The sequence below is a fragment of the Nocardia sp. NPDC019219 genome (assembly GCF_040632645.1).
Classification (GTDB): Bacteria; Actinomycetota; Actinomycetes; order Mycobacteriales; family Mycobacteriaceae; genus Nocardia; species Nocardia sputorum.
Genome location: NZ_JBEYCG010000003.1, coordinates 212,667 through 230,585 on the forward strand (window position 1 = coordinate 212,667; position 17,919 = coordinate 230,585).

The 17,919-nt window shown below is 68.8% G+C and carries 17 protein-coding genes; 6 read left to right on the forward strand and 11 right to left on the reverse strand.

What is annotated here, in order from left to right; translation table 11 throughout:
- Window positions 1-34: 34 nt before the first annotated feature.
- Window positions 35-253, forward strand: coding sequence for an MbtH family protein (locus ABZ552_RS08260; protein ID WP_281877373.1), 219 nt, complete (start codon window positions 35-37; stop codon window positions 251-253).
- Window positions 254-318: 65 nt separating this feature from the next.
- Here the strand turns inward: ABZ552_RS08260 and ABZ552_RS08265 are convergent, their stop codons facing one another.
- Window positions 319-1,665, reverse strand: coding sequence for a helix-turn-helix transcriptional regulator (locus ABZ552_RS08265; RefSeq protein ID WP_281877375.1), 1,347 nt, complete (start codon window positions 1,663-1,665; stop codon window positions 319-321).
- A 255-nt stretch (window positions 1,666-1,920) separates the two neighbouring features.
- Between ABZ552_RS08265 and ABZ552_RS08270 the strand changes: the two genes are divergently transcribed.
- Complete coding sequence (locus ABZ552_RS08270; protein WP_281877376.1) at window positions 1,921-2,109, forward strand: hypothetical protein; 189 nt, start codon at window positions 1,921-1,923, stop codon at window positions 2,107-2,109.
- Between the two features lie 6 nt (window positions 2,110-2,115).
- A complete protein-coding gene (locus ABZ552_RS08275) occupies window positions 2,116-2,382 on the forward strand; it encodes a hypothetical protein (protein ID WP_281877377.1) in 267 nt (88 codons plus the stop codon).
- 247 nt (window positions 2,383-2,629) lie between these two features.
- On the opposite strand, the gene ABZ552_RS08280 is transcribed toward ABZ552_RS08275, so the two are convergent.
- Window positions 2,630-3,958 carry a cytochrome P450 gene (locus tag ABZ552_RS08280; protein ID WP_281917203.1) on the reverse strand — a complete coding sequence of 443 codons (1,329 nt, stop codon included), beginning with the start codon at window positions 3,956-3,958 and terminating at the stop codon, window positions 2,630-2,632.
- 583 nt (window positions 3,959-4,541) lie between these two features.
- Here ABZ552_RS08280 and ABZ552_RS08285 point away from each other — a divergent pair.
- Together ABZ552_RS08285 and ABZ552_RS08290 are read left to right on the forward strand one after the other, a co-directional pair.
- On the forward strand, window positions 4,542-5,087 hold the full coding sequence (locus tag ABZ552_RS08285) for a hypothetical protein (protein WP_281877379.1): 546 nt from the start codon (window positions 4,542-4,544) through the stop codon (window positions 5,085-5,087).
- A gap of 150 nt (window positions 5,088-5,237) precedes the next feature.
- Window positions 5,238-5,930, forward strand: a complete 693-nt coding sequence (locus ABZ552_RS08290; RefSeq protein ID WP_357436172.1) for a hypothetical protein — start codon at window positions 5,238-5,240, stop codon at window positions 5,928-5,930.
- 119 nt (window positions 5,931-6,049) lie between these two features.
- Here ABZ552_RS08290 and ABZ552_RS08295 read toward each other — a convergent pair whose 3' ends face one another.
- The 4 genes from ABZ552_RS08295 to ABZ552_RS08310 form a co-directional block, all read right to left on the reverse strand.
- Window positions 6,050-6,937 (reverse strand): aldo/keto reductase, encoded by an 888-nt coding sequence (locus ABZ552_RS08295; RefSeq protein WP_281877381.1) that lies wholly within the window; start codon window positions 6,935-6,937, stop codon window positions 6,050-6,052.
- 288 nt (window positions 6,938-7,225) lie between these two features.
- The gene (locus ABZ552_RS08300; protein WP_281917206.1) at window positions 7,226-8,470 is read right to left on the reverse strand and encodes a TetR/AcrR family transcriptional regulator; all 1,245 of its coding nucleotides are present in this window, start codon (window positions 8,468-8,470) and stop codon (window positions 7,226-7,228) included.
- 149 nt (window positions 8,471-8,619) lie between these two features.
- Complete coding sequence (locus ABZ552_RS08305; RefSeq protein ID WP_281877384.1) at window positions 8,620-9,861, reverse strand: TetR/AcrR family transcriptional regulator; 1,242 nt, start codon at window positions 9,859-9,861, stop codon at window positions 8,620-8,622.
- Between the two features lie 277 nt (window positions 9,862-10,138).
- The gene (locus ABZ552_RS08310; protein WP_281917207.1) at window positions 10,139-10,366 is read right to left on the reverse strand and encodes a cytochrome P450; all 228 of its coding nucleotides are present in this window, start codon (window positions 10,364-10,366) and stop codon (window positions 10,139-10,141) included.
- A 337-nt stretch (window positions 10,367-10,703) separates the two neighbouring features.
- Here ABZ552_RS08310 and ABZ552_RS08315 point away from each other — a divergent pair, with 337 nt between their 5' ends.
- Window positions 10,704-10,886, forward strand: coding sequence for a hypothetical protein (locus tag ABZ552_RS08315; protein ID WP_281877386.1), 183 nt, complete (start codon window positions 10,704-10,706; stop codon window positions 10,884-10,886).
- Between the two features lie 133 nt (window positions 10,887-11,019).
- On the opposite strand, the gene ABZ552_RS08320 is transcribed toward ABZ552_RS08315, so the two are convergent.
- The 5 genes from ABZ552_RS08320 to ABZ552_RS08340 all read right to left on the reverse strand — a co-directional run bounded on the left by ABZ552_RS08320 (window position 11,020) and on the right by ABZ552_RS08340 (window position 17,916).
- A complete protein-coding gene (locus ABZ552_RS08320) occupies window positions 11,020-12,969 on the reverse strand; it encodes an acetoacetate--CoA ligase (RefSeq protein ID WP_281877388.1) in 1,950 nt (649 codons plus the stop codon).
- Between the two features lie 31 nt (window positions 12,970-13,000).
- A complete protein-coding gene (locus tag ABZ552_RS08325; RefSeq protein ID WP_281917208.1) occupies window positions 13,001-13,813 on the reverse strand; it encodes a CoA ester lyase in 813 nt (270 codons plus the stop codon).
- A 418-nt stretch (window positions 13,814-14,231) separates the two neighbouring features.
- Window positions 14,232-14,717, reverse strand: a complete 486-nt coding sequence (locus tag ABZ552_RS08330) for a MaoC family dehydratase (RefSeq protein ID WP_281877390.1) — start codon at window positions 14,715-14,717, stop codon at window positions 14,232-14,234.
- The gene (locus ABZ552_RS08335) at window positions 14,714-15,874 is read right to left on the reverse strand and encodes an acyl-CoA dehydrogenase family protein (RefSeq protein ID WP_281877391.1); all 1,161 of its coding nucleotides are present in this window, start codon (window positions 15,872-15,874) and stop codon (window positions 14,714-14,716) included. The genes ABZ552_RS08330 and ABZ552_RS08335 overlap by 4 nt, the downstream gene beginning before the upstream one ends.
- Window positions 15,871-17,916: a biotin carboxylase N-terminal domain-containing protein gene (locus ABZ552_RS08340; RefSeq protein WP_281917209.1), complete on the reverse strand. Its 2,046-nt coding sequence runs from the start codon at window positions 17,914-17,916 to the stop codon at window positions 15,871-15,873. Before ABZ552_RS08340 ends, ABZ552_RS08335 begins: the two co-directional genes overlap by 4 nt.
- Window positions 17,917-17,919: the final 3 nt, after the last annotated feature.

Sequence of the window (17,919 nt, forward strand, 5' to 3'; positions counted from 1 at the left end):
AACACCTGACCCGACCAGGAAGAAGGAAACCGAGATGACCAACCCGTTCGACAACGACGACGCCAAGTTCTACGTCTTGATCAACCAGGAGGGCGAGCACTCCTTATGGCCGGTCTTCGCCGCCGTCCCCGGCGGCTGGACCATCGCCTACGGGGCCGCCAACCGCAAGTCCTGCCTGGAGTACGTGGAGACCCACTGGGTGGACATGCGCCCCAAGTCGCTCATCGAAGCCATGTCCGGCGAAACGAAGTGACCACCTGAATGCGCGGGGCGCGCCGGTCCACATCCCCCCTGCCGACCGGCGCGCCCCGCCCCGTCTCAGGCCTTCGTGTGCGCGGAGTCGATCACCGCGTGCGCGTGCTGCCGCCATTCGCTGACCGCCTTGGTGCGCAGGCCGCCGAGCGCCGAGTCGAACTGTTTGGCGCGCTTGGTGACCGTGAGACCGACGTAGGTGTGCGCGTTCGTGATCGCGCTGGTCGCCACCGCGCAGGCTTCGTCGATCTCGCCCGAGGCCAATAGCGCCGTGGCGTGCTCGAAGCGCACCAAGGCCGGTTCCATGGTCTCGGACGGGTCGTACAGCGCCATCGCGCGGGCGGCCGCCACGGCGGTCTCGTCGGCGCGGCCGAGACGGGAATATCCGATCGCCTGATAAAAAGCGAGTTTCTCCGGCCGGAAAGAAAAAATACCGACCGAAAGGTCTTCTGGTCCGACGTCTTCCAAAGCCGATGCCGATCGCGCGATGCAGCGCGCGAATTCGTCGGCGTGCCCGAGACTGGCGTGGGCACGCGCCGCCATTCCCCACAACCACGCGGCGGCCGCGCCGTACGACGGATTTTCTTGCAAACGGCCGTCGAGTAACTGCAAAACTTCCTTCGGCTTATCGCTATAGGTCGGCAAATACGCGAGCCCGGCCAGCGCGATGTCCTCCGAATAGCGGTCGCCGATGTCCTGCGCCGCATGGATCGCGGTGGCGTACCACATGCGCGCCTGACCGAAATGCCCCTCGTTGAACAGGATCTCGCCCACCACGTTCGCCAACCGGCCCGCCGTGCGCACCAGCCGGACCTGATGGTGGGTCGGCTGCCGTTCGCCGAGGCAGCCACGGACCATCCGGAATTGCTCGAGCCCGGTCTGCAGCAGCTCGTGCGGCGGCACTTGGACCACCCGCGTGCCGAGGACCTCGGCCGACTGCTCCAGGAACGCCAGTCTGCGTTCGCTGATCGACCCCGCGTCGAGAGTTGCCAGCATCCGTTCCGGTTCGCTCGCCACCAGGTCCGCCGCCTGGCCTGCCAGGCCGGCGCCGATGCAGGCCAGCAGTTCTCGCCTTCTCACGTCGTCTTCCTCGACTTCCTTGTCGAGCCCGATTTCCCTACCGAGCTTGGTGTGCCTTTCGGGCGCCGAATCGGCGCTTTCGTAGTCGGGGGCGGTCTCCCGGCCCGTGACGATCGCACGCTCGAATCGTTCGGCGACGACGGAATCGACCTCCGACAGGACCCTGTCGAGGAGACGCTGGCTAGCGGCGTGCATCCGGGTTGTCCGGCCGTTCTCCCACAGGACCACGGTGCGCGGTGTGACGCCCACCAGACGCGCGAATTCGTAACGGCTTCGCTTCATCGCCGTGCGAAGCGCAAGTACAGCTTCACCCGTCCAGTCGACCTCCACCATAGGTCTCTCTTCCTCGCTCCAGGCCGCTACAAACGGAAAGTACTCGCAATTACCGCATTCGGGTCTGTTATCTACCGAATCGCAACGCGCACTGTTGAATCGCACCCGGCACCGGGGGTCCGCCCAAACCCTGTCGAGGGCGCCCATTGCCCGGAACCCGGCGCACGGTCCCGACACGGCCCGATCCATCCGTGTCGAGCGCGGTCCGGCGGCGCCTTCTCGGTGCCGGGTGCACTGCGCTGATGGAGGTGGAAGATGGATGTGTTGCCCGCGGATGTCCGGGAATTGTGGCTGATCCAGAGCCGCGACTGCACCCAGGAGCCGTTCGGACTGACCTACGAGCGCGCACGGTTCCTCTGCGCCGTGCACGGCGGGCACGGCGCGCAGTGCCGTCAGTACCTAGCCGCCTCGGCGTTCTGTTTCCGGCAGGCCGCCGATCGGTGATCCGCCGTGGAACCGCTGCTGGGCATGCTCGGCGCGTGCACGCTGCTGGTGGCCGCGATCGTCGGCGTCGGGTCCTGCCTGCCGCACGGGGGCGCCGAGGACGCCCACCGGCCACCCGAGCAGCCGTTCACCATCGAGCAGGCGCATCGGGTGATGCAGGGTCACCGCCCCTGCCGCGCCGATGCCTGCCCCCGCAAGCAGGCGGCCTTCCGCACTCTCGTCGCCTCCGGCCGGGTCGTTCCCGACAGCCGGGCCGACGGATACTCGCGCTGACCGAGCGTCAGCGCGCCGAACTCGCTGTCATTACGCGCGATCCGCACGACAGCGAAGTTCACCCCCTGCTCGGGACTACGGCGAGGGAGCCCCGACAGACCAGGCCCTCGTATCTCCCCACCCCCGGAGATACGAGGCCCCCTCCCTCCCGCCGGTCGATGTCGGAGGGGAACATCTACCCGAACACGCGAGTGGCACACGGCTGCGGCGAATCGCGAGTAGACCTTTCGCTGGTGTGCCACTCGCGTCACCGTGGGCGCAGGGTGACCAGCGCGTTGTGGGCGGGGCTGATGCCGGGGTGGTAGCGGCGGGGCGGTTCGACGGGGCCGGGGCTGTGGTCGAAGCGGTAGTGGTGCAGGACTGTGCGGAAGAGGATGCGTGCTTCGAGGAGGGCGAAATGCGCTCCCAGGCAGCGGTGCCTGCCGCCGCCGAAGGTGAGCCAGGTGCGTCCGTCGACGCGTTCGCCGAGGAAGCGTTCGGGGCGGAATCGTTCCGGATCCGGATAGTGCTCGGGGGACTCGTGGATGAGCAGGATCGGGACCATCACCACGGCGCCTTTGGGGATGTGGACGCCGTTGAGCAGGGTGTCGCGCATCGCCCGCCGCCCGGTGAACGGGCTGACGGGCCGCATCCGCATCGTTTCGGCGACCACGGCGTCGAGGTAGGCGTCGAGCCGCGCGTCGTCGCCCGCGTCGACGGCGGCGTCCAGTTCCGCCATCGCCCGAGGATGGGTGGTCAGCATGGCGGCGATCCAGCCGAGGGTGATCGCGGTGGTCTCGTACCCGGCCAGCAGCATGCCGCGCATATTCCGGACGAGCGTGGCGTCGTCGTGCGGGTCCAGTTCGGTGCCGACGTACCGGGACAGGACGTCGCGCCGGTCGCCCGGCTCCGCCCGGCGTTCGGCGATCTCTTCGGCGATGATCGCGTCGACTTCGGCCTGTCCTCGCAGGAGCGGCCGATAGGGCGGCGTGTAGCCGCCCGCGAGCAGGGTGATCGCCGTGACGGCGAGGAATCCGGGACTCTCGATCGCCCCGAACCACCGGCCCAGCGCCTCCTTCAGCCGCGTCATCCGCTCCGGCGGCATGTCACCGAACACGACTCCCAGCAGCACACCCAGAGCGAGCCGGTATCCCACGTCCACGAAGGGAAACGGCTCGCCGACCGGCCAGGTCGGGATCTCCCGCCGGACCACGTCCGCCATGAGATCTTCGTATGTCTGCAAGGCCTTGCTCTGGAAGGGCGGGGCCAGCACCTTGCGTTCCCGGCGATGGTCCTCGCCGTCGAGGAAGATCAGCGTCTGCGTGCCGAACAGCGCGTCGTGCGTGGAGTACCGGCGCAGCAGCTGCCCCAGTGAAAAGTCGTCGTGCGAGAGCAGTTCTCGCACGTCGTCCATGTTGTGCGTGACCAGCATGGTCGGAAATCCGGGCGGCGACATGACGAACCGCTCGCCGAGCGACAGCAACGGCGAACGCTGCGTGCCCGGCCGCAGCAGACCCCCGATCCGCGCGATGTGCCGAGTGCGCAGCCGCGGCAGCTCACGCAGGGAAATCGGGGTGTTCACCGAACTCGACGCCATACTGCCGCTCCTGTGGATCTACCGGACTCGTCTCGGCCGCGCCGTCACGCCCGGCGGTCGAACCCGCCGCGCATGACCAACGAACGCCACTGGCCCTCAACAATCCTCGGCAACCGTCATCCGTGCCATTGCCACCTATCACATTCGGCGGGAAGCGTGCTCGGTCCGTCTGCCTACCTCTGCCCCGCGGACACCTCGGCGGAGAAGGTCGAGACCAGTGCCTACGGCGTTCGCGGAGTCGCCCTCGGCCTGATCTTCGAATCAGGTGGAACCGATCTGGGTCGGCCGACGTCTGAATCCATGACGGGACAGAACTAAGCGCGCCGCTCGGCCCTGTCCCGGCAAGGCCATCGCTGGATAGGCACGTTCAGCGGCACGGAGCTGATGATCAGACGATCGGCAGCAAGTCACAACCCATGAGGGGGGAATGACGATGCACTGCATCGGTATGTCACTTACTACAAGAGTGATTCGTCGAGAATCAAAGCCGACCCCACTGCCGGTGCCTCCACAACGGTGGAGTAGTCGGTACGAGCACCTGACCTCGGCGACGCGCAATCTTTTGCGAAGTCTTTTCGTGATCATGGCTCTGACGGTTCCGATCTCGGCGGGTGTCGCCATCGCCGAGGTGCCCGGCATGGGCCTGGTTTTCCTGTCGCGAGCAGAGTATCTGACGAGGTGGGGCACACCTGCAGGGGTCGGCATCGCGCCGCGCTCCGCCGGAACGGTTGAGGTTGCATGGCCGGTGCGAGAGAAGCAGAGCGACTGGTCGGCGATTCTCTGGGATGAGAGTGACCTGCGCGGTGTGAGCACTCCGGTGCGCATCGGCAACGAGGCTGACCTCGGATGGGAGCACTACGCCGGCCGACACAACCTGACGTCTCGTACGCCGATCCATGCTGCATTTCAGACCCACAAGCCCGACAAAGACTTGGGTGCCCGCCAGGAGTACATCTCCTACGCGGTGGATCCGAAAGGGCGGATCCACATCACCATCCGCGTCATCGTGCAGGCCGCGACGCGCACCGACGACCGCCGGTACGCTACCAGCGACGGCAAGAACATCGGCGTCATCACCGCGTACTGCGAGGGTTACGATCGGTGTCCGGACTGGGTTAACAAGGCCTGACCCTGCGTATCGAGCCGAAGACATGGAAAGAAGCCGATGACGACCGGCACCGCCGACGCGACGTTCGATTTCCTGCTGTGCAGCACAGTTCCCTTGGTGCTCGCTCCGCTTGGCCCGTGGCCTCCTACTGGAGCGCGACTGCGTGGTGTCGTGCGCCCCGACAGCCCGCACGCTCGCATAGCGCTGTCGGTCGCCGAGGACATCTCCACCGCGGTCGCGTTGGATTTCGATCTCGTCGCTGAGGGAGGTGGCTTGGATGTCGGCGCAGCCGTGGATCACCTGCGTTTCACCGTCGCTCCGGCTGTTGCCGATCTCAGGCTCGTTCATGAACACTCTCCACGAGACAGCCACGGTAACGTCGTGGTCGCGGCATCCGAGACCGGTTTCGGCAGTTCAGCCGTCCCGATCAGTTCCGACCAGCGGCTGTTCAGTCTGTTCAGCCTGCTCGTCCACGGCGGCGGGATTCCGTGGTTCGAGGACCTGTACACCTTCGCCGGATTCATGTTCACCGACCCCCGGGTGTGCCGAATCTATCTACGGATGACCGCCACGGGCCTCACCTACGGTGTCGATCTGCCGCTAGTCGGCACCGATGGCCGCCCCATGCCGGGATTTTCCAACCTTCCGCAAGAACTCGCGCCGCTGGTGCGCAATGGTGACCTCGCCACACGGCGAGTTCTCGATGACACCGATGACTATTGCACCGCCGTGGTCGACTTGGGCACGTGGCTGGGCCCGGCAGGGACTGTCCCCCGGGACCCCGGAACAGCTGAGGAAGAATCCCCGGAACCATCCACCCCATGGGAATGGATGAGCAACGAAACGTTGCCTCCTCGCGACTAGACACGTGCCGTGAGTGGCGCATGGCTGCGACGAATGGCGAGTCGGCGAATGCCGGTGACTACCGACATTCGCCATCTTCGCCACTACCCACGCAAATGATGTCCGACAGCCGGACCGGGTCAGTTCCCGGCAGACCCCGTAGCGGCCGACAGTGCCTCGAACTCGTTGTCGCTCAGCTCGATTCGCGCGGCGGCGATGTTCTCCTCGACGTGCGCGACGCTGGAGGTGCCAGGGATCGGCAGCAGCACGGGGGAGCGGCGCAGCAGCCAGGCCAAGGCGAGCTGGGCGGGGGTCGCGCCGTGTTCGGCGGAGATGGCCGCCAGGGGGCCACCGGGGGCGGCGAGTTCGCCCGTGGCGATCGGGAACCACGGGATGAAGCCGATGTTCTCCTGCTCGGCGTAGTTCAGCACGTCCTCGTCGGCACGGTTGGCCAAGTTGTACAGGTTCTGTACCGAGACGATGGTGGCGAGCTCGCGCGCCTCGCGCAGCTGCTCGACGGTCACCTGCGACACGCCGATGTGCCGGATCTTGCCTTCCTGCTGGAGCGCCACGAGTTCGCCGAGCTGGTCGGCCAGCGGCACCTGGGGGTCGATGCGGTGCAGCTGGTACAGGTCGATCCGGTCGACGCCGAGGTGGCGCAAGCTGAGTTCGGCTTGCTGGCGCAGGTATTCGGGCCGGGCGACCGGACGCCACTCGTTGGGGCCCTGCCGGGTCAGCCCGGCCTTCGTGGCGATCACCAGGCCTTCGGGGTAGGGATGCAGGGCCTTGCGGATCAGCTGCTCGCTGACGAACGGACCGTAGGAGTCGGCGGTGTCGATGAAGTTCACGCCGAGTTCGACGGCGCGGCGCAGCACCCGCACCGCCTCATCCGGGTCCTTGGGGTCGCCCCACACGCCGGGGCCGGTCAGCTGCATCGCGCCGTACCCGAGCCGATGCACCGGAAGATCGCCGCCGAGGGCGAAGGTTCCGGACGCCGCCGCGGGCTGCGCGTCGAGATCTGTGCTCATGAGGATCGTCCTTCCGAAGCCGGAAACTGCGCGAATACTCCCTGAGGGCCGCACCCGTCCGGGCACGCGCTCTTCTCTGCCGCAACAGCGCTGTCGCGAGGTCGATTCCCGCCGCGGTGTTCGCCGATGGCGTAAACCCGCCCGCGAGATCTGGCGACCGAGCCGAGACCGCGCCTGACCTCCGGCGCATCGGTGCGCCTCGGCAGACGGCACGGACCCCACGGTACCCGGATCCGGACCTGTGCCATCGCGAGCGAACCGGCACTCGAATGCGACGACCTGTCGGCGCTACCCCGCAGGCCGGTCGAACAGGATTGTTTGCATCAGGCGGATCACGCGCCGGGGCGAGCACGCCGGGTCGGTGGAGCCGAAACGCTCGCCCAGGTCGACGACCAGCGCGAACGCGGCGTGCACGAGCAGGCGCGCCTCGGCGGCGGACAGCTCGGGTCGCACGCCGATCAGCAGTTTGGCCCATTCCTCGACGTTGAGGCGCTGGATGTTGCGCAGCACGGTGCGCTCCTCCGGCGGCACGTTGCTGATCTCGGCGTAGTAGACGAAGGTCAGCTCGCGCTCGGCGAACGAACCCGCCACGTACAGCTCGATCAGGGTGTCGAGAGCTTGTTCGGGCGTCTCGGCGGCGGTGACGGCGGGCCCGATGGCGGCCGACACCCGGTCTGCGGCCCGGCGGAACGCGGCCGTCAGGATGTCGCCCTTGCCGCGGTAGAACCGGTACACCGCCGAGGAGGCGGGCAGGCCGGCGGCGGTGGCGATGTCCTCCACGCTGACGTTCGGGTATCCGTGCTGGTGGAACAGCTCGACCGCGCGCATCAGCAGCAATTCGTGCTTGAAGGTCAGCGGGATCTCGGTCGCGGCGAAGCTCTCGGTCTCGGCGCTGCCCGGCGGTGGCAGCTCACACGCGGCGAGCGCGTGGCAGGCCGCGGTCAGCCGCGCGGTGAGCGCCCGCACCGGAATCGACACGTGGTGGTCGCCGATGCTGCTGAGCACGCTCAGCTCCGCCGCGGCGAGCACGGCGCGGTCGGCCTTGGACAGCGCGGGCCGGGTCGCGCCGAGCAGCGAGGTGAGCGTCGCGTTCACGCCCGCGAGCTGGTCGGCCAGGGTGGCCGCGTCCTCGTCCTCCAGGTAGCGCCGCTGCCAGCGCAGCAGCGCCGCGCTGCGCCGGTTGGCGATCGCGGCCTCGATCAGGGCGCCGAGCACGCGCGCGAGTCGTTGCTCGGCGGGCAGGCTGCCGGCCTCGGGGAGCCGGGCCGCTTCCTGACTGACCGTGCCCAACCGCAGCACTTCTTCACGGAACAGCGCGTATTTGCTCGGGTAGTGGCGGTACAGCGCCGCGGAGCTGATGTCGAGCCGGGAGGCGATGTCGTCCATGCTGACGCCGTGGTAGCCCAGCGCGCCGAACGCCTCGGCCGACGCGGCGGCGATCTGGGCGCGCCGGTCGCGCGGTCGGCGCCGGATCACCCGTGCCGGTGTCCCGTCGGCCGCCTTCTCCGCAGCGTGGCGATCCTGGGCACCCATGCCGCGATGGTAGCCCAACCTAACGTTTGGTACACCCAGGCGGCCCTGTCTGGGGAATAACTGAATGCTAGATCACAAATAACTCGCGATCATGCTTCGATGTCGCATTATGAATCGGCCGGGTTGAGAATGTTCGATAACATATGCGGCTATCGCGCGGGCCGGTTGAAGAGCACCAGCTGCATCAGCAGGCGCACCCGGTCCTGGGCGGCCAGCGGCTCGTTGCCGAACGCGCGGCCCAGGTCGACGACCACCGCGAAGGCCGCGTGGACGAGCATGCGCGCCTCCGCCGGAGCCAGTTCCGGGCGCACCTCGCGCAGCAGCCGGGCCCACTCCTCGACACTGAGCCGCTGGATGTTGCGCAGCACCGTGCGCTCATCGGCGGGAACGTGCTGGAATTCCGTGTAATACACGAAGGTGAGGGCGCGTTCGGCGAACGATCCCGCCACGTACTGCGTGATCAACGCGGTGAGCGCGTCCTCGGAATCGGTGGCCGCCGCCACGGCCGGGCCGATCGCGCCGGAAACCCGTTCGGCGGCCCGGCGGAACGCGGCGGCCAGGATGTCGCTCTTGCCGCGGTAGAACCGGTACACCGCCGAGGCGGCCGAAAGCCCTGCGGCGGTGGCGATGTCCTCCACGCTGACGTTCGGATAGCCCCGCTCGTGGAACAGTTCGACCGCTTTGCGCAGCAGCAGTTCGTGTTTGAACGAGTCCGGGATCTCCACCACCGCGACCGGCTCGACCGCGCGGGTGGCGGGCAGTTTCGCGTAGGCGATCGCCCAGCAGGCCGAATGCAGCAGGAGGGCAAGGGGTTTGGCAGGCAGTGCGGCGTGATGGTCGGCGATGCTGGTGATCGTGCTGAGCAGGGCGGCGCGCAGGATGCGCACGTCGTCCTCGGCGAGTTCGGGGCGCAGTGCGGTCAGCTGGCCGCCCAGCGCGCCGAGCACTGTGGCCTGCTGCTCGTTGAGCGTGATCTGGTCGTCGGGCTCGAGGTACCTGACCTCCCAGCGCACGAGCGTGACGGTAGGGCGGTTGTCGATGGTGACCGCGATCAGCGCGTCGAGCACGTGCCGGAGTCGCTGCTCGGCGGACCAGTCGGCCGCTTCCTCGGGCAGCTCGACCGATTCGGTCATCGCCTGACCGACGCGCAGCAGTTCCTCCCGGAACAGCGCGTATTTGCTCGGATAGTGGCGGTACAGCGCCGCGGAGCTGATGCCGAGGCCCGAAGCGATGTCGTCCATGCTCACGCCGTGGTAGCCGAGCGCGCCGAACGCGGCCGCCGACGCCGCGGCGATCTGGGCACGGCGGTTCTTCGGCCTGCGCCGGATCTCGCGAGGTGCCGAGTCGCCGCTGCTCGCCTTCCGCGCCGTACGGCGATTGTCGACACTCATGACGAACATCGTAACGACCTGGCCGTATGGCCGGGCTCGCCGCGTCACGGGATACGGCTCCCGGGGATGAGCGGCCCCCGGGAGCTGTACCTGTTCTCCGGTGCGCGCCGGCAGGCCAGAAGGCGGTACGTGCGTGCCGCCGCGTCCGGAAGTCGACAACCGAACTCGGCCGAGCGGGGGGCACCAGGAACGCCAGGCCGAGAATGATTGTCGAACAGAGACAAACTTACACGAATGTATGTCCAGTACAACAGCAGACTGGAGAAAGAATCGTTGTTCACATACAAGCTCTGCCGCGCCGGGCGGCCACCACCCGGGCCCGGCCGCGCGGCACCGTGGCGATGTTGCGGATCTTGCCGCGCTCGGGCTTGCCGCCGGCCGGGAGCGAAAGGGTGTGCCGGACGAGGATTCCCCGCAGCACGACGGCGCCCTCCAGCAGCGAGAATCCCGCGCCGATGCACCGTCGCACGCCGCCGCCGAACGGCAGCCAGGTGTCCGGGGCCACCTCGCCGTCCAGAAAGCGGCGGGGCGGAACATGGCGACGTCGGGATAGGCATGTCGCCGCAACGCGAGGAGAAACGCTGGCACCGTTCCATGCCCGATGGCCGCAGGCAGGTGCGTGACCCGCAACGGAATCACCGCGCCCGGCATGCATCGGGTAGTGCGGGCGTTGGTGCAGCACTGCGCACTCGCCGCCGAATCCCGGACATGTCCGGGCGTCGATTGCGACTGACCTCGCTGCGCAACCGGCGGTCCGCGCGTTGGCCGGCATCGCCGACCTTCGTGGACCTTTGCGATCGAATCCGCCTGTACCAGTGCGTATTCCTGGTAAGGAGTTCGTCATGGCATTGGCTTTGCGGCCGGTAGACCCCATTCCGGTGCTGGGCGCCGTGATCGCCGCGATACGGCGGATCACGGCGCGCTATCGGCTCACCCCGCAGGAGAAGCGCAACTTGGACGCCGCCCGTGGCGCGCGGGCGGCGGTCTTCACCGCGTCCATCGGCGGACGCGCCTATCGGAGATGACCGACTGCGTGACAGTCGAACTGGTGACGGCCTAGGTCGGCCACGAGATCCCCTCGGCCTCGTGAGCGCGTCGACGCATGGTGGCGCGGGAAGGAGTGCGAACTCCCGCGTCCCGGCGCGCTCGGGAGCGTGCTCAGCCCTGCCCGCCGGGCCGGATCGTGCCGTACCAGTCGAGCAGGTCCGGGTTGTCGACCGCGCTGCGTTCGACGACGCGGCTCGGGTCTGCCCCTTGGAACAGCTTCTTGATCGGGACCTCGAGTTTCTTGCCGGTGCGGGTGTGTGGGATGCCGGGGGCGAGGATGATCTCGTCGGGGACGTGGCGGGGGGAGACCTCGGTGCGGATGGTGCTGTTGATGCGGGTCTTCAGCTCGTCGGTGAGTTCCGCGCCGGGGGCCAGCGTCACGAACAGCGGCATCCAGTAGCCGCCGTCGGGCTGTTCGGCGCCGATCACCAGCGCCTCGGCGATCTCCGGGAGTCGTTCGACGGACTGGTAGATGTCGGCGCTGCCCATCCGGATGCCGTGCCGGTTGAGCGTGGAGTCCGAGCGGCCGTGCACGATCACGCTGTGGTGATCGGTGATGGTGATCCAGTCGCCGTGCCGCCACACGCCGGGGTACACGTCGAAATAGGCGTCGTGATAACGCTTTCCGTCCTCGTCGCGCCAGAAGGCGACCGGCATGGACGGCATCGGCGCAGTGACGACGAGTTCGCCCACCTCACCGCGCACCGGCTGCCCCGCCGGGTCGTAGGCGTCCAGCGCGACCCCGAGGTAGGGCGCCGACAGCTCGCCCGGCCACACCGGCACGGTGCGCACGCCGCCGATGAACGCGGACACCACGTCGGTACCCCCGCTGATCGAGGACACCTGGACGTGCTCGCCGACGTTCTCGCCCAGCCACAGCGCCGAGGAGGTGGGCAGCGAGGAGCCGGTGATGCCGACGGTGCGCAGCGCCGACAGATCGTGATCGGTGCGCGGCACCGCGCCCGCTTTGCTGCACGCCAGCACGTAGCCGGGGCTGGCGCCCAGCACGGTGGCGCCCACGTCGGCGGCGATCCGCCACAGCGCGTCGGGAGCCGGCGCGGTCGGGCTGCCGTCGTAGGTGACGATGGTCGCTCCGGCCAGCAGGCCCGCGACCTGGAAATTCCACATCATCCAGCTCGGGCTGGTGTACCAGAAGAACGTATCCTCGGGACCGATATCAGATTGCAGGGCAACGGCTTTGAGGTGTTCGAGCAGCACGCCGCCGTGGCCGTGCACGATGCCCTTCGGCAGGCCGGTGGTGCCGGAGGAGAACACGATCCACAGCGGGTGGTCGAAACTCACCGATTCGGTGGTGATCACGGGCGGCAGCGACTCGGTGCTGGTCACCGCGTCCTCCCACGAGGTCGCGTCCGGCGTCTCCAGCCCGAGCCGGGAGACCACGACCGTGCCCTTCAGCGTGTCCAGACCAGCGCGCAGGGCGGCGATGTCGTCGCGCTTGTCGTGCGCCTTGCCACCGAAGCGGTAGCCGTCCGCGGTGACCAGCACGGTGGGTTCGAGCTGCCCGAGCCGGTCCAGCGCCGCCTTCGGCGAGTAGTCCTGCCCGCAGGCGCTCCAGACCGCGCCGATGCTCGCGGTGGCCAGGAACGCGACCACCGCCTCCGGGATGTTGGGCAGGTATCCGGCCACCCGGTCACCGGGCCGCACACCCAGCGAACGCAGCGTTTGCGCGAAAGCGGCGGTGTGGTCGATCAATTCGGCCCAGGAGACCTCGCGAACCGGCGCGTCCTCGCTGACCGCCTTGATCGCGGGCCGGTCCGTGCGCAGCTGCCGGATCACCTGGTCCACGTAGTTCAGCCGGGTACCGGGGAACCACTGCGCCCCCGGCATCTCGGCGTTCGCCAGCACCTCGCCCGCGATCTCGCCGAGCTGGAAGTAGTCCCACAGCGCGTGCCAGAACCCGGCGAGATCCCGCACCGACCACTGCCACAGCTCGTGATAGTCGGCCGCGCGCACGCCGGTGCGGTCGGCGACGAAACGTGCGAAGTCGGTGATCCTCGCCTCGGCGACGTCTTGTTCGGTCGGCACCCATTGCGGTTGCATCGCGGTCCTCCTGACTGTGGAAACTCGGTGCTCAGGCGCGGTCGGCGCGCCGCACGATCTGCTCGGCGTGCCGGAACACGGGGCCATCGACCATCCTGCCCTCGAAGGCGAAGACGCCGCGGTGCTTCGGCGCTTCTTCCAGCACCCGCCTGGCCCAGGTGAGCTCCTCCTCCGAAGGCGCGTAGGCGGCCCGCAGCACCGGCACCTGGCTGGGGTGGATCGCGACCTTGGCGTCGAAGCCGATCGCGACCGCGTCCTCCGCCTCCGCGCGCAATCCGTCCAGATCGCAAATGTTCAGATACACCGAATCGAGCGCGAACTTGCCGTACGCCTTGGCGGACAGCAGCGTGGTGGAGCGCACGTGCCGGGCCACGTCGCGGTAGCTGCCGTCGGCGCGCCTGCTCGCGGTGCCGCCGAGCCCGGCGATCAGATCCTCCGCGCCCCACATGACGCCGATCGCGTTATTCGCCGTCATCGCCTCACCGACCCTGAGCGCGCCGAGCGGCGACTCGATCAGCGCGATCACCTCGTACTCGGCCAGCGCCGTCACCTGTTCGGCGGACTCGCATTTCGGCAGCATGAGCCGCCGGTAGGTGGTGTCGGCGAGCGCCGTCAGATCGAGCGCGTGATTTTGCGTGCCCGCCGCGTTGACCCGCACCACCGTGGTCTCGGGGTCCAGCGGGGTAGCGAGCAGCGCCTCGCGCGCCGCCGCCTTGTCAGGCGCGGCGACGCCGTCCTCGAGGTCGAGGATCACCACATCGGCCGCGGCCGCCGCTTTAGCGAAACGTTCCGGGCGATCGGCCGGGCAGAACAACCAGGCCGGGCCCGCCATCTGCCAGCTCACGCGGCAGCACCTCCGGCATGAGCGCGGACCCGCCATCTCCAGACCTGACCGCGCATGTTGTGGACATGTGCGGCGTCCCGCATGATGTCGCTGCGCTGCCGACTTCGGGCCGGGCCGCTGGTGGTGTGTCGGTTGCCGGTACGCGCGGGCGTGCACGTGGTGCCGCTGCGCTGCCGACTTCGGGCCGGGCCGCTGGTGGTGTGTCGGTTGCCGGTACGCGCGGGCGTGCGCGTGGTGCCGCTGCGCTGCCGACTTCGGGCCGGGCCGTTCATGCTGTGTCGGATGCCGGTATTCGCGGGCGTGTGTGTGGTGGTGCTGCGCTGCAGACTCCGCGCGGCGCTGCTCGTGGTGTGTCGGTTGTGGACATCCGCGGCGCTATTCGTGTCGGCGCTGCGCTGTCCGCTCCGGAACGGACCGTTCATGCCGCGTCCTCCGGAGCTTTGCGCACCAGCGTCTTGCGCACAGCGGTCGCGATGACGTCGCCGTGCTGGTTGCGCCCGGTGTGCGCGAAGGTGACGATGCCCTCGCCCGGACGGCTCTTCGACTCCCGCTTGTCGGTGACCACGGTCTCGGCGTACAAGGTGTCGCCGTGGAACACCGGCTTGGGGAACGCGACCTCCGAGAAGCCGAGGTTCGCCACGATGGTGCCCTGGGTCAGCTGCGCCACCGACAGCCCGATCAAGGTGGACAGGGTGAACATCGAGTTCACCAGCCGCTGGTTGAACGGCGGCAGCTGCTCGCTGAACGCCGCGTCCAGGTGCAGCGCCTGCGTGTTCATGGTCAGCGTGGTGAACAGGACGTTGTCCGCCTCGGTGATGGTGCGCCCGGGCCGGTGCTCGTAGACCACCTCGGTGTCGAACTCCTCGAACCACAGGCCGCGCTGCACGACCGTTCGACGGGTCACAGGCCCAGCTCCCGTCCGATCAGCATCAGCTGCACCTCCGTCGTCCCTTCGCCTATCTCCAGGATCTTGCTGTCGCGATAGTGCCGCGCGACGGCGTATTCGTTCATGAACCCGTAGCCGCCGAAGATCTGTGTCGCGTCGCGGGCGTTGTCCATGGCGGCCTCGCTGGCCACCAGCTTCGCGATGGACGCCTGCTTCTTGAACGGCTTGCCCGCCAGCATCAGCGCCGCCGCGTCGTAGTAGGCGGTGCGCGCGGCGTGCGCCCGCGCCTCCATCCGGGCGATCTTGAAGGCGATGGCTTGATTGCGGCCGATGACCTGGCCGAACGCTTCACGCTCCGTCGCGTAGCGCACGCTCTCCTCCACACAGCCCTGCGCGGCCCCGACCGCGAGCGCGGCGATGGCGATGCGCCCCTCGTCGAGGATGCGCAGGAAGTTCGCGTAGCCGCGCCCGCGCTCGCCGAGCAGGTTCTCCTCGGGCACCCGCACGTCGGTGAAGCTGAGCGGATGGGTGTCGGAGGCGTTCCAGCCGACCTTGTTGTACGCGGGCTCGGCGACGAAACCGGGCGTGTCGGTCGGCACCAGGATGGTGGAGATCTCCTTCTTGCCGCCGGTGGTCCCGGTCACCGCGGTCACCGTGACGAGCTTGGTGATGTCGGTGCCGGAGTTGGTGATGAACTGCTTGCTGCCGTTGATGATCCATTCGCCGCCGTCGGCGACCGCGGTGGTCCTGGTGCCGCCCGCGTCGCTGCCCGCGCCCGGCTCGGTGAGCCCGAACGCGGCGAGGTTGCGGCCGCTGGTCAGCTGCGGCAGCCATTCCTGCTTCTGCTTGTCGTTGCCGAAGCGGTAGATCGGCATCGCGCCCAGCGACACCCCGGCCTCCAGCGTGATCGCCACGCTCTGGTCGACCTTGCCCAGTTCCTCGAGCGCCAGGCAGAGCGCGAAATAGTCGCCGCCCATGCCGCCGTACTCCTCGGGGAACGGCAGGCCGAACAGGCCCATCTCGGCCATCCCCGCCACCACCTCGTAGGGGAAGGTGTGGTTCGCGTCGTGCTCGGCCGCCACCGGAGCGACCACCGACCGCGCGAAGTCGCGCACGGTCAGCGCGAGGTCGCGGTACTCCTCCGGCAGCGTGCCGGTGGACAGGAAGTCGGTCATGCGGGGATTCCTTCTCGTTCGGCGTGATTCGTTTCGGCGTGCGCGACGACGCGCGCCAGCACCTGGTCCAGGCGCACCTGGGCGCCCGGCTCGACCAGTAGTTCGACGGTTCCGGCGACCGGCGCGGTGAGCGCGTGCTCCATCTTCATCGCCTCCACGACGACCACCGGATCTCCGGCGGCGACGAGGGCGCCGGAAGCGACCGGCGCCGCGATCACCGAACCCGGCATGGGGGAGCGGATCTCGGCGTCGCCCACGTGCTCGTCGCCGCCGCGCACGTTGGCCTCGGCCACTTCGCGCAGCGCCGCGATGCCGGAGGGTCCCGCCACCCACAGCAGGCCGTCCTGTTCGGCGACCCGGTAGGTGCGGCGCAAGCCGTCCAGGGTGAGCGTGAGCACGCCCGCGGATGGCGTGGACGCGGTGAAAGACGCCCTCAGTGAACGGCTTTCGCCCTCGTCGACCCATACGGTCCCGTTGGCGGGCGTGCCGGAGAGATAGACGTGTTCGACGCGCTCGCCGCCCGCGAGCCGGATGGGAGTGGGCGCGTCGGTCCCGATCCGCCAGCCGGACGGCACCTCCCAGGGATCACGCGGCGCGGCGGGCCAGCGGCGCAACCAGTGCCAGGCCGCCGCCGCGACGAACTCGTCGTCGCCGACGGAAGCGGGCCGGAAATCGGCGACTCGCCGGTCCAGCAGGTCCGTGTCCAGCCGCCCTTCGGCCACGTCCGGGTCGTCGAGCAGGAAACGCAGGAATTCGATATTGCTGGTGACGCCGAGCAGGACGGTGTCGGCCAGCGCGCGATCCAGTTTCGCCAGCGCGGCCGTGCGGTCGGCGGCATGGGCGATGACCTTCGACAGCATCGGGTCGTAGTCGCTGCCGACGCGCGTGCCGATCCGCAGGCCCGAATCGACCCGCACGCCGGGACCCTCCGGCTCGTCGAGGTCGAGCACGGTGCCGCCGGTGGGCAGGAACCCGCGCCCGGGATCCTCCGCGTACACCCTGGCCTCGATCGCGTGCCCGACCATGCGGATGTCGTCCTGCGCCACCGCCAGCTTCTGCCCGGCCGCCACCCGGACCTGGCATTCCACCAGGTCGACGCCGGTGACCAGCTCGGTGACCGGATGCTCCACCTGCAGCCGGGTGTTCATCTCCATGAAGAAGAACTCGTCGGGGCGGTCGGCGGAGACGATGAACTCCACGGTCCCCGCGCCCACGTAGTCCACGCTGCGCGCGGTGTTGCAGGCGGCGGCGCCGATCCTGGCCCTGGTGGCCGCGTCCAGCAGCGGCGAGGGCGCCTCCTCGATCACCTTCTGATGGCGGCGCTGCAAGCTGCATTCGCGTTCGCCCAGGTGCAGCACGTTGCCGAACTGGTCGGCAAGCACCTGCACCTCGATGTGCCGCGGCCGGGTGACGAAGCGTTCCAGGAACAGCGTGTCGTCACCGAACGCGGCGGCGGCCTCGCGCCGGGCGCTGCGCAGCGCCTCCGGCAGCCGGGCCGGATCGTCCACCCGGCGCATGCCCTTGCCTCCGCCGCCCGCGGACGGCTTGACCAGCACCGGATAGCCGACTTCCGCTGCCGCGGCGATCAGATCGTCATCGGTCAGGCCGGGCGTGGCGATGCCGGGCACCACCGGGACGCCGAACGCGGCCACGGTGTTCTTCGCGGTGATCTTGTCGCCCATCACCTCGATGGCGCGGGCCGGCGGGCCCAGGAAGACGATGCCCGCCTCGGCCAGCGCGGCGGCGAACGCGGCGTTCTCCGAAAGGAACCCGTAGCCGGGGTGCACCGCTTGCGCGCCTGCGCGCACGGCGGCGGCCACCACCCGGTCGATGGCGAGATAGCTCTCCCGGGCCGGAGCCGGGCCGAGGCGCACCGCCGTGTCGGATTCGTGGACGTGGCGGGCGTCCGCGTCGGCGTCGCTGTAGACGGCCACCGAGCGAATTCCCAAGGCGCGCAGCGTACGGATCACCCGCACCGCGATCTCGCCGCGGTTGGCGACGAGCACGGTGTCGAATCCGACGGGAACGGATCTGTTCAGCATCGT

Bases quoted from the DNA above. Each gene is read 5' to 3' on its own strand.
- ABZ552_RS08260 (WP_281877373.1), top strand. From the start codon at position 35: ATGACCAACCCGTTCGACAACGACGACGCCAAGTTCTACGTCTTGATC.
- ABZ552_RS08265 (WP_281877375.1), bottom strand. From the start codon at position 1,665: ATGGTGGAGGTCGACTGGACGGGTGAAGCTGTACTTGCGCTTCGCACG.
- ABZ552_RS08270 (WP_281877376.1), top strand. From the start codon at position 1,921: ATGGATGTGTTGCCCGCGGATGTCCGGGAATTGTGGCTGATCCAGAGC.
- ABZ552_RS08280 (WP_281917203.1), bottom strand. From the start codon at position 3,958: ATGGCGTCGAGTTCGGTGAACACCCCGATTTCCCTGCGTGAGCTGCCG.
- ABZ552_RS08285 (WP_281877379.1), top strand. From the start codon at position 4,542: ATGGCTCTGACGGTTCCGATCTCGGCGGGTGTCGCCATCGCCGAGGTG.
- ABZ552_RS08295 (WP_281877381.1), bottom strand. From the start codon at position 6,937: ATGAGCACAGATCTCGACGCGCAGCCCGCGGCGGCGTCCGGAACCTTC.
- ABZ552_RS08300 (WP_281917206.1), bottom strand. From the start codon at position 8,470: ATGGGTGCCCAGGATCGCCACGCTGCGGAGAAGGCGGCCGACGGGACA.
- ABZ552_RS08305 (WP_281877384.1), bottom strand. From the start codon at position 9,861: ATGAGTGTCGACAATCGCCGTACGGCGCGGAAGGCGAGCAGCGGCGAC.
- ABZ552_RS08315 (WP_281877386.1), top strand. From the start codon at position 10,704: ATGGCATTGGCTTTGCGGCCGGTAGACCCCATTCCGGTGCTGGGCGCC.
- ABZ552_RS08320 (WP_281877388.1), bottom strand. From the start codon at position 12,969: ATGCAACCGCAATGGGTGCCGACCGAACAAGACGTCGCCGAGGCGAGG.
- ABZ552_RS08335 (WP_281877391.1), bottom strand. From the start codon at position 15,874: ATGACCGACTTCCTGTCCACCGGCACGCTGCCGGAGGAGTACCGCGAC.
- ABZ552_RS08340 (WP_281917209.1), bottom strand. From the start codon at position 17,916: ATGCTGAACAGATCCGTTCCCGTCGGATTCGACACCGTGCTCGTCGCC.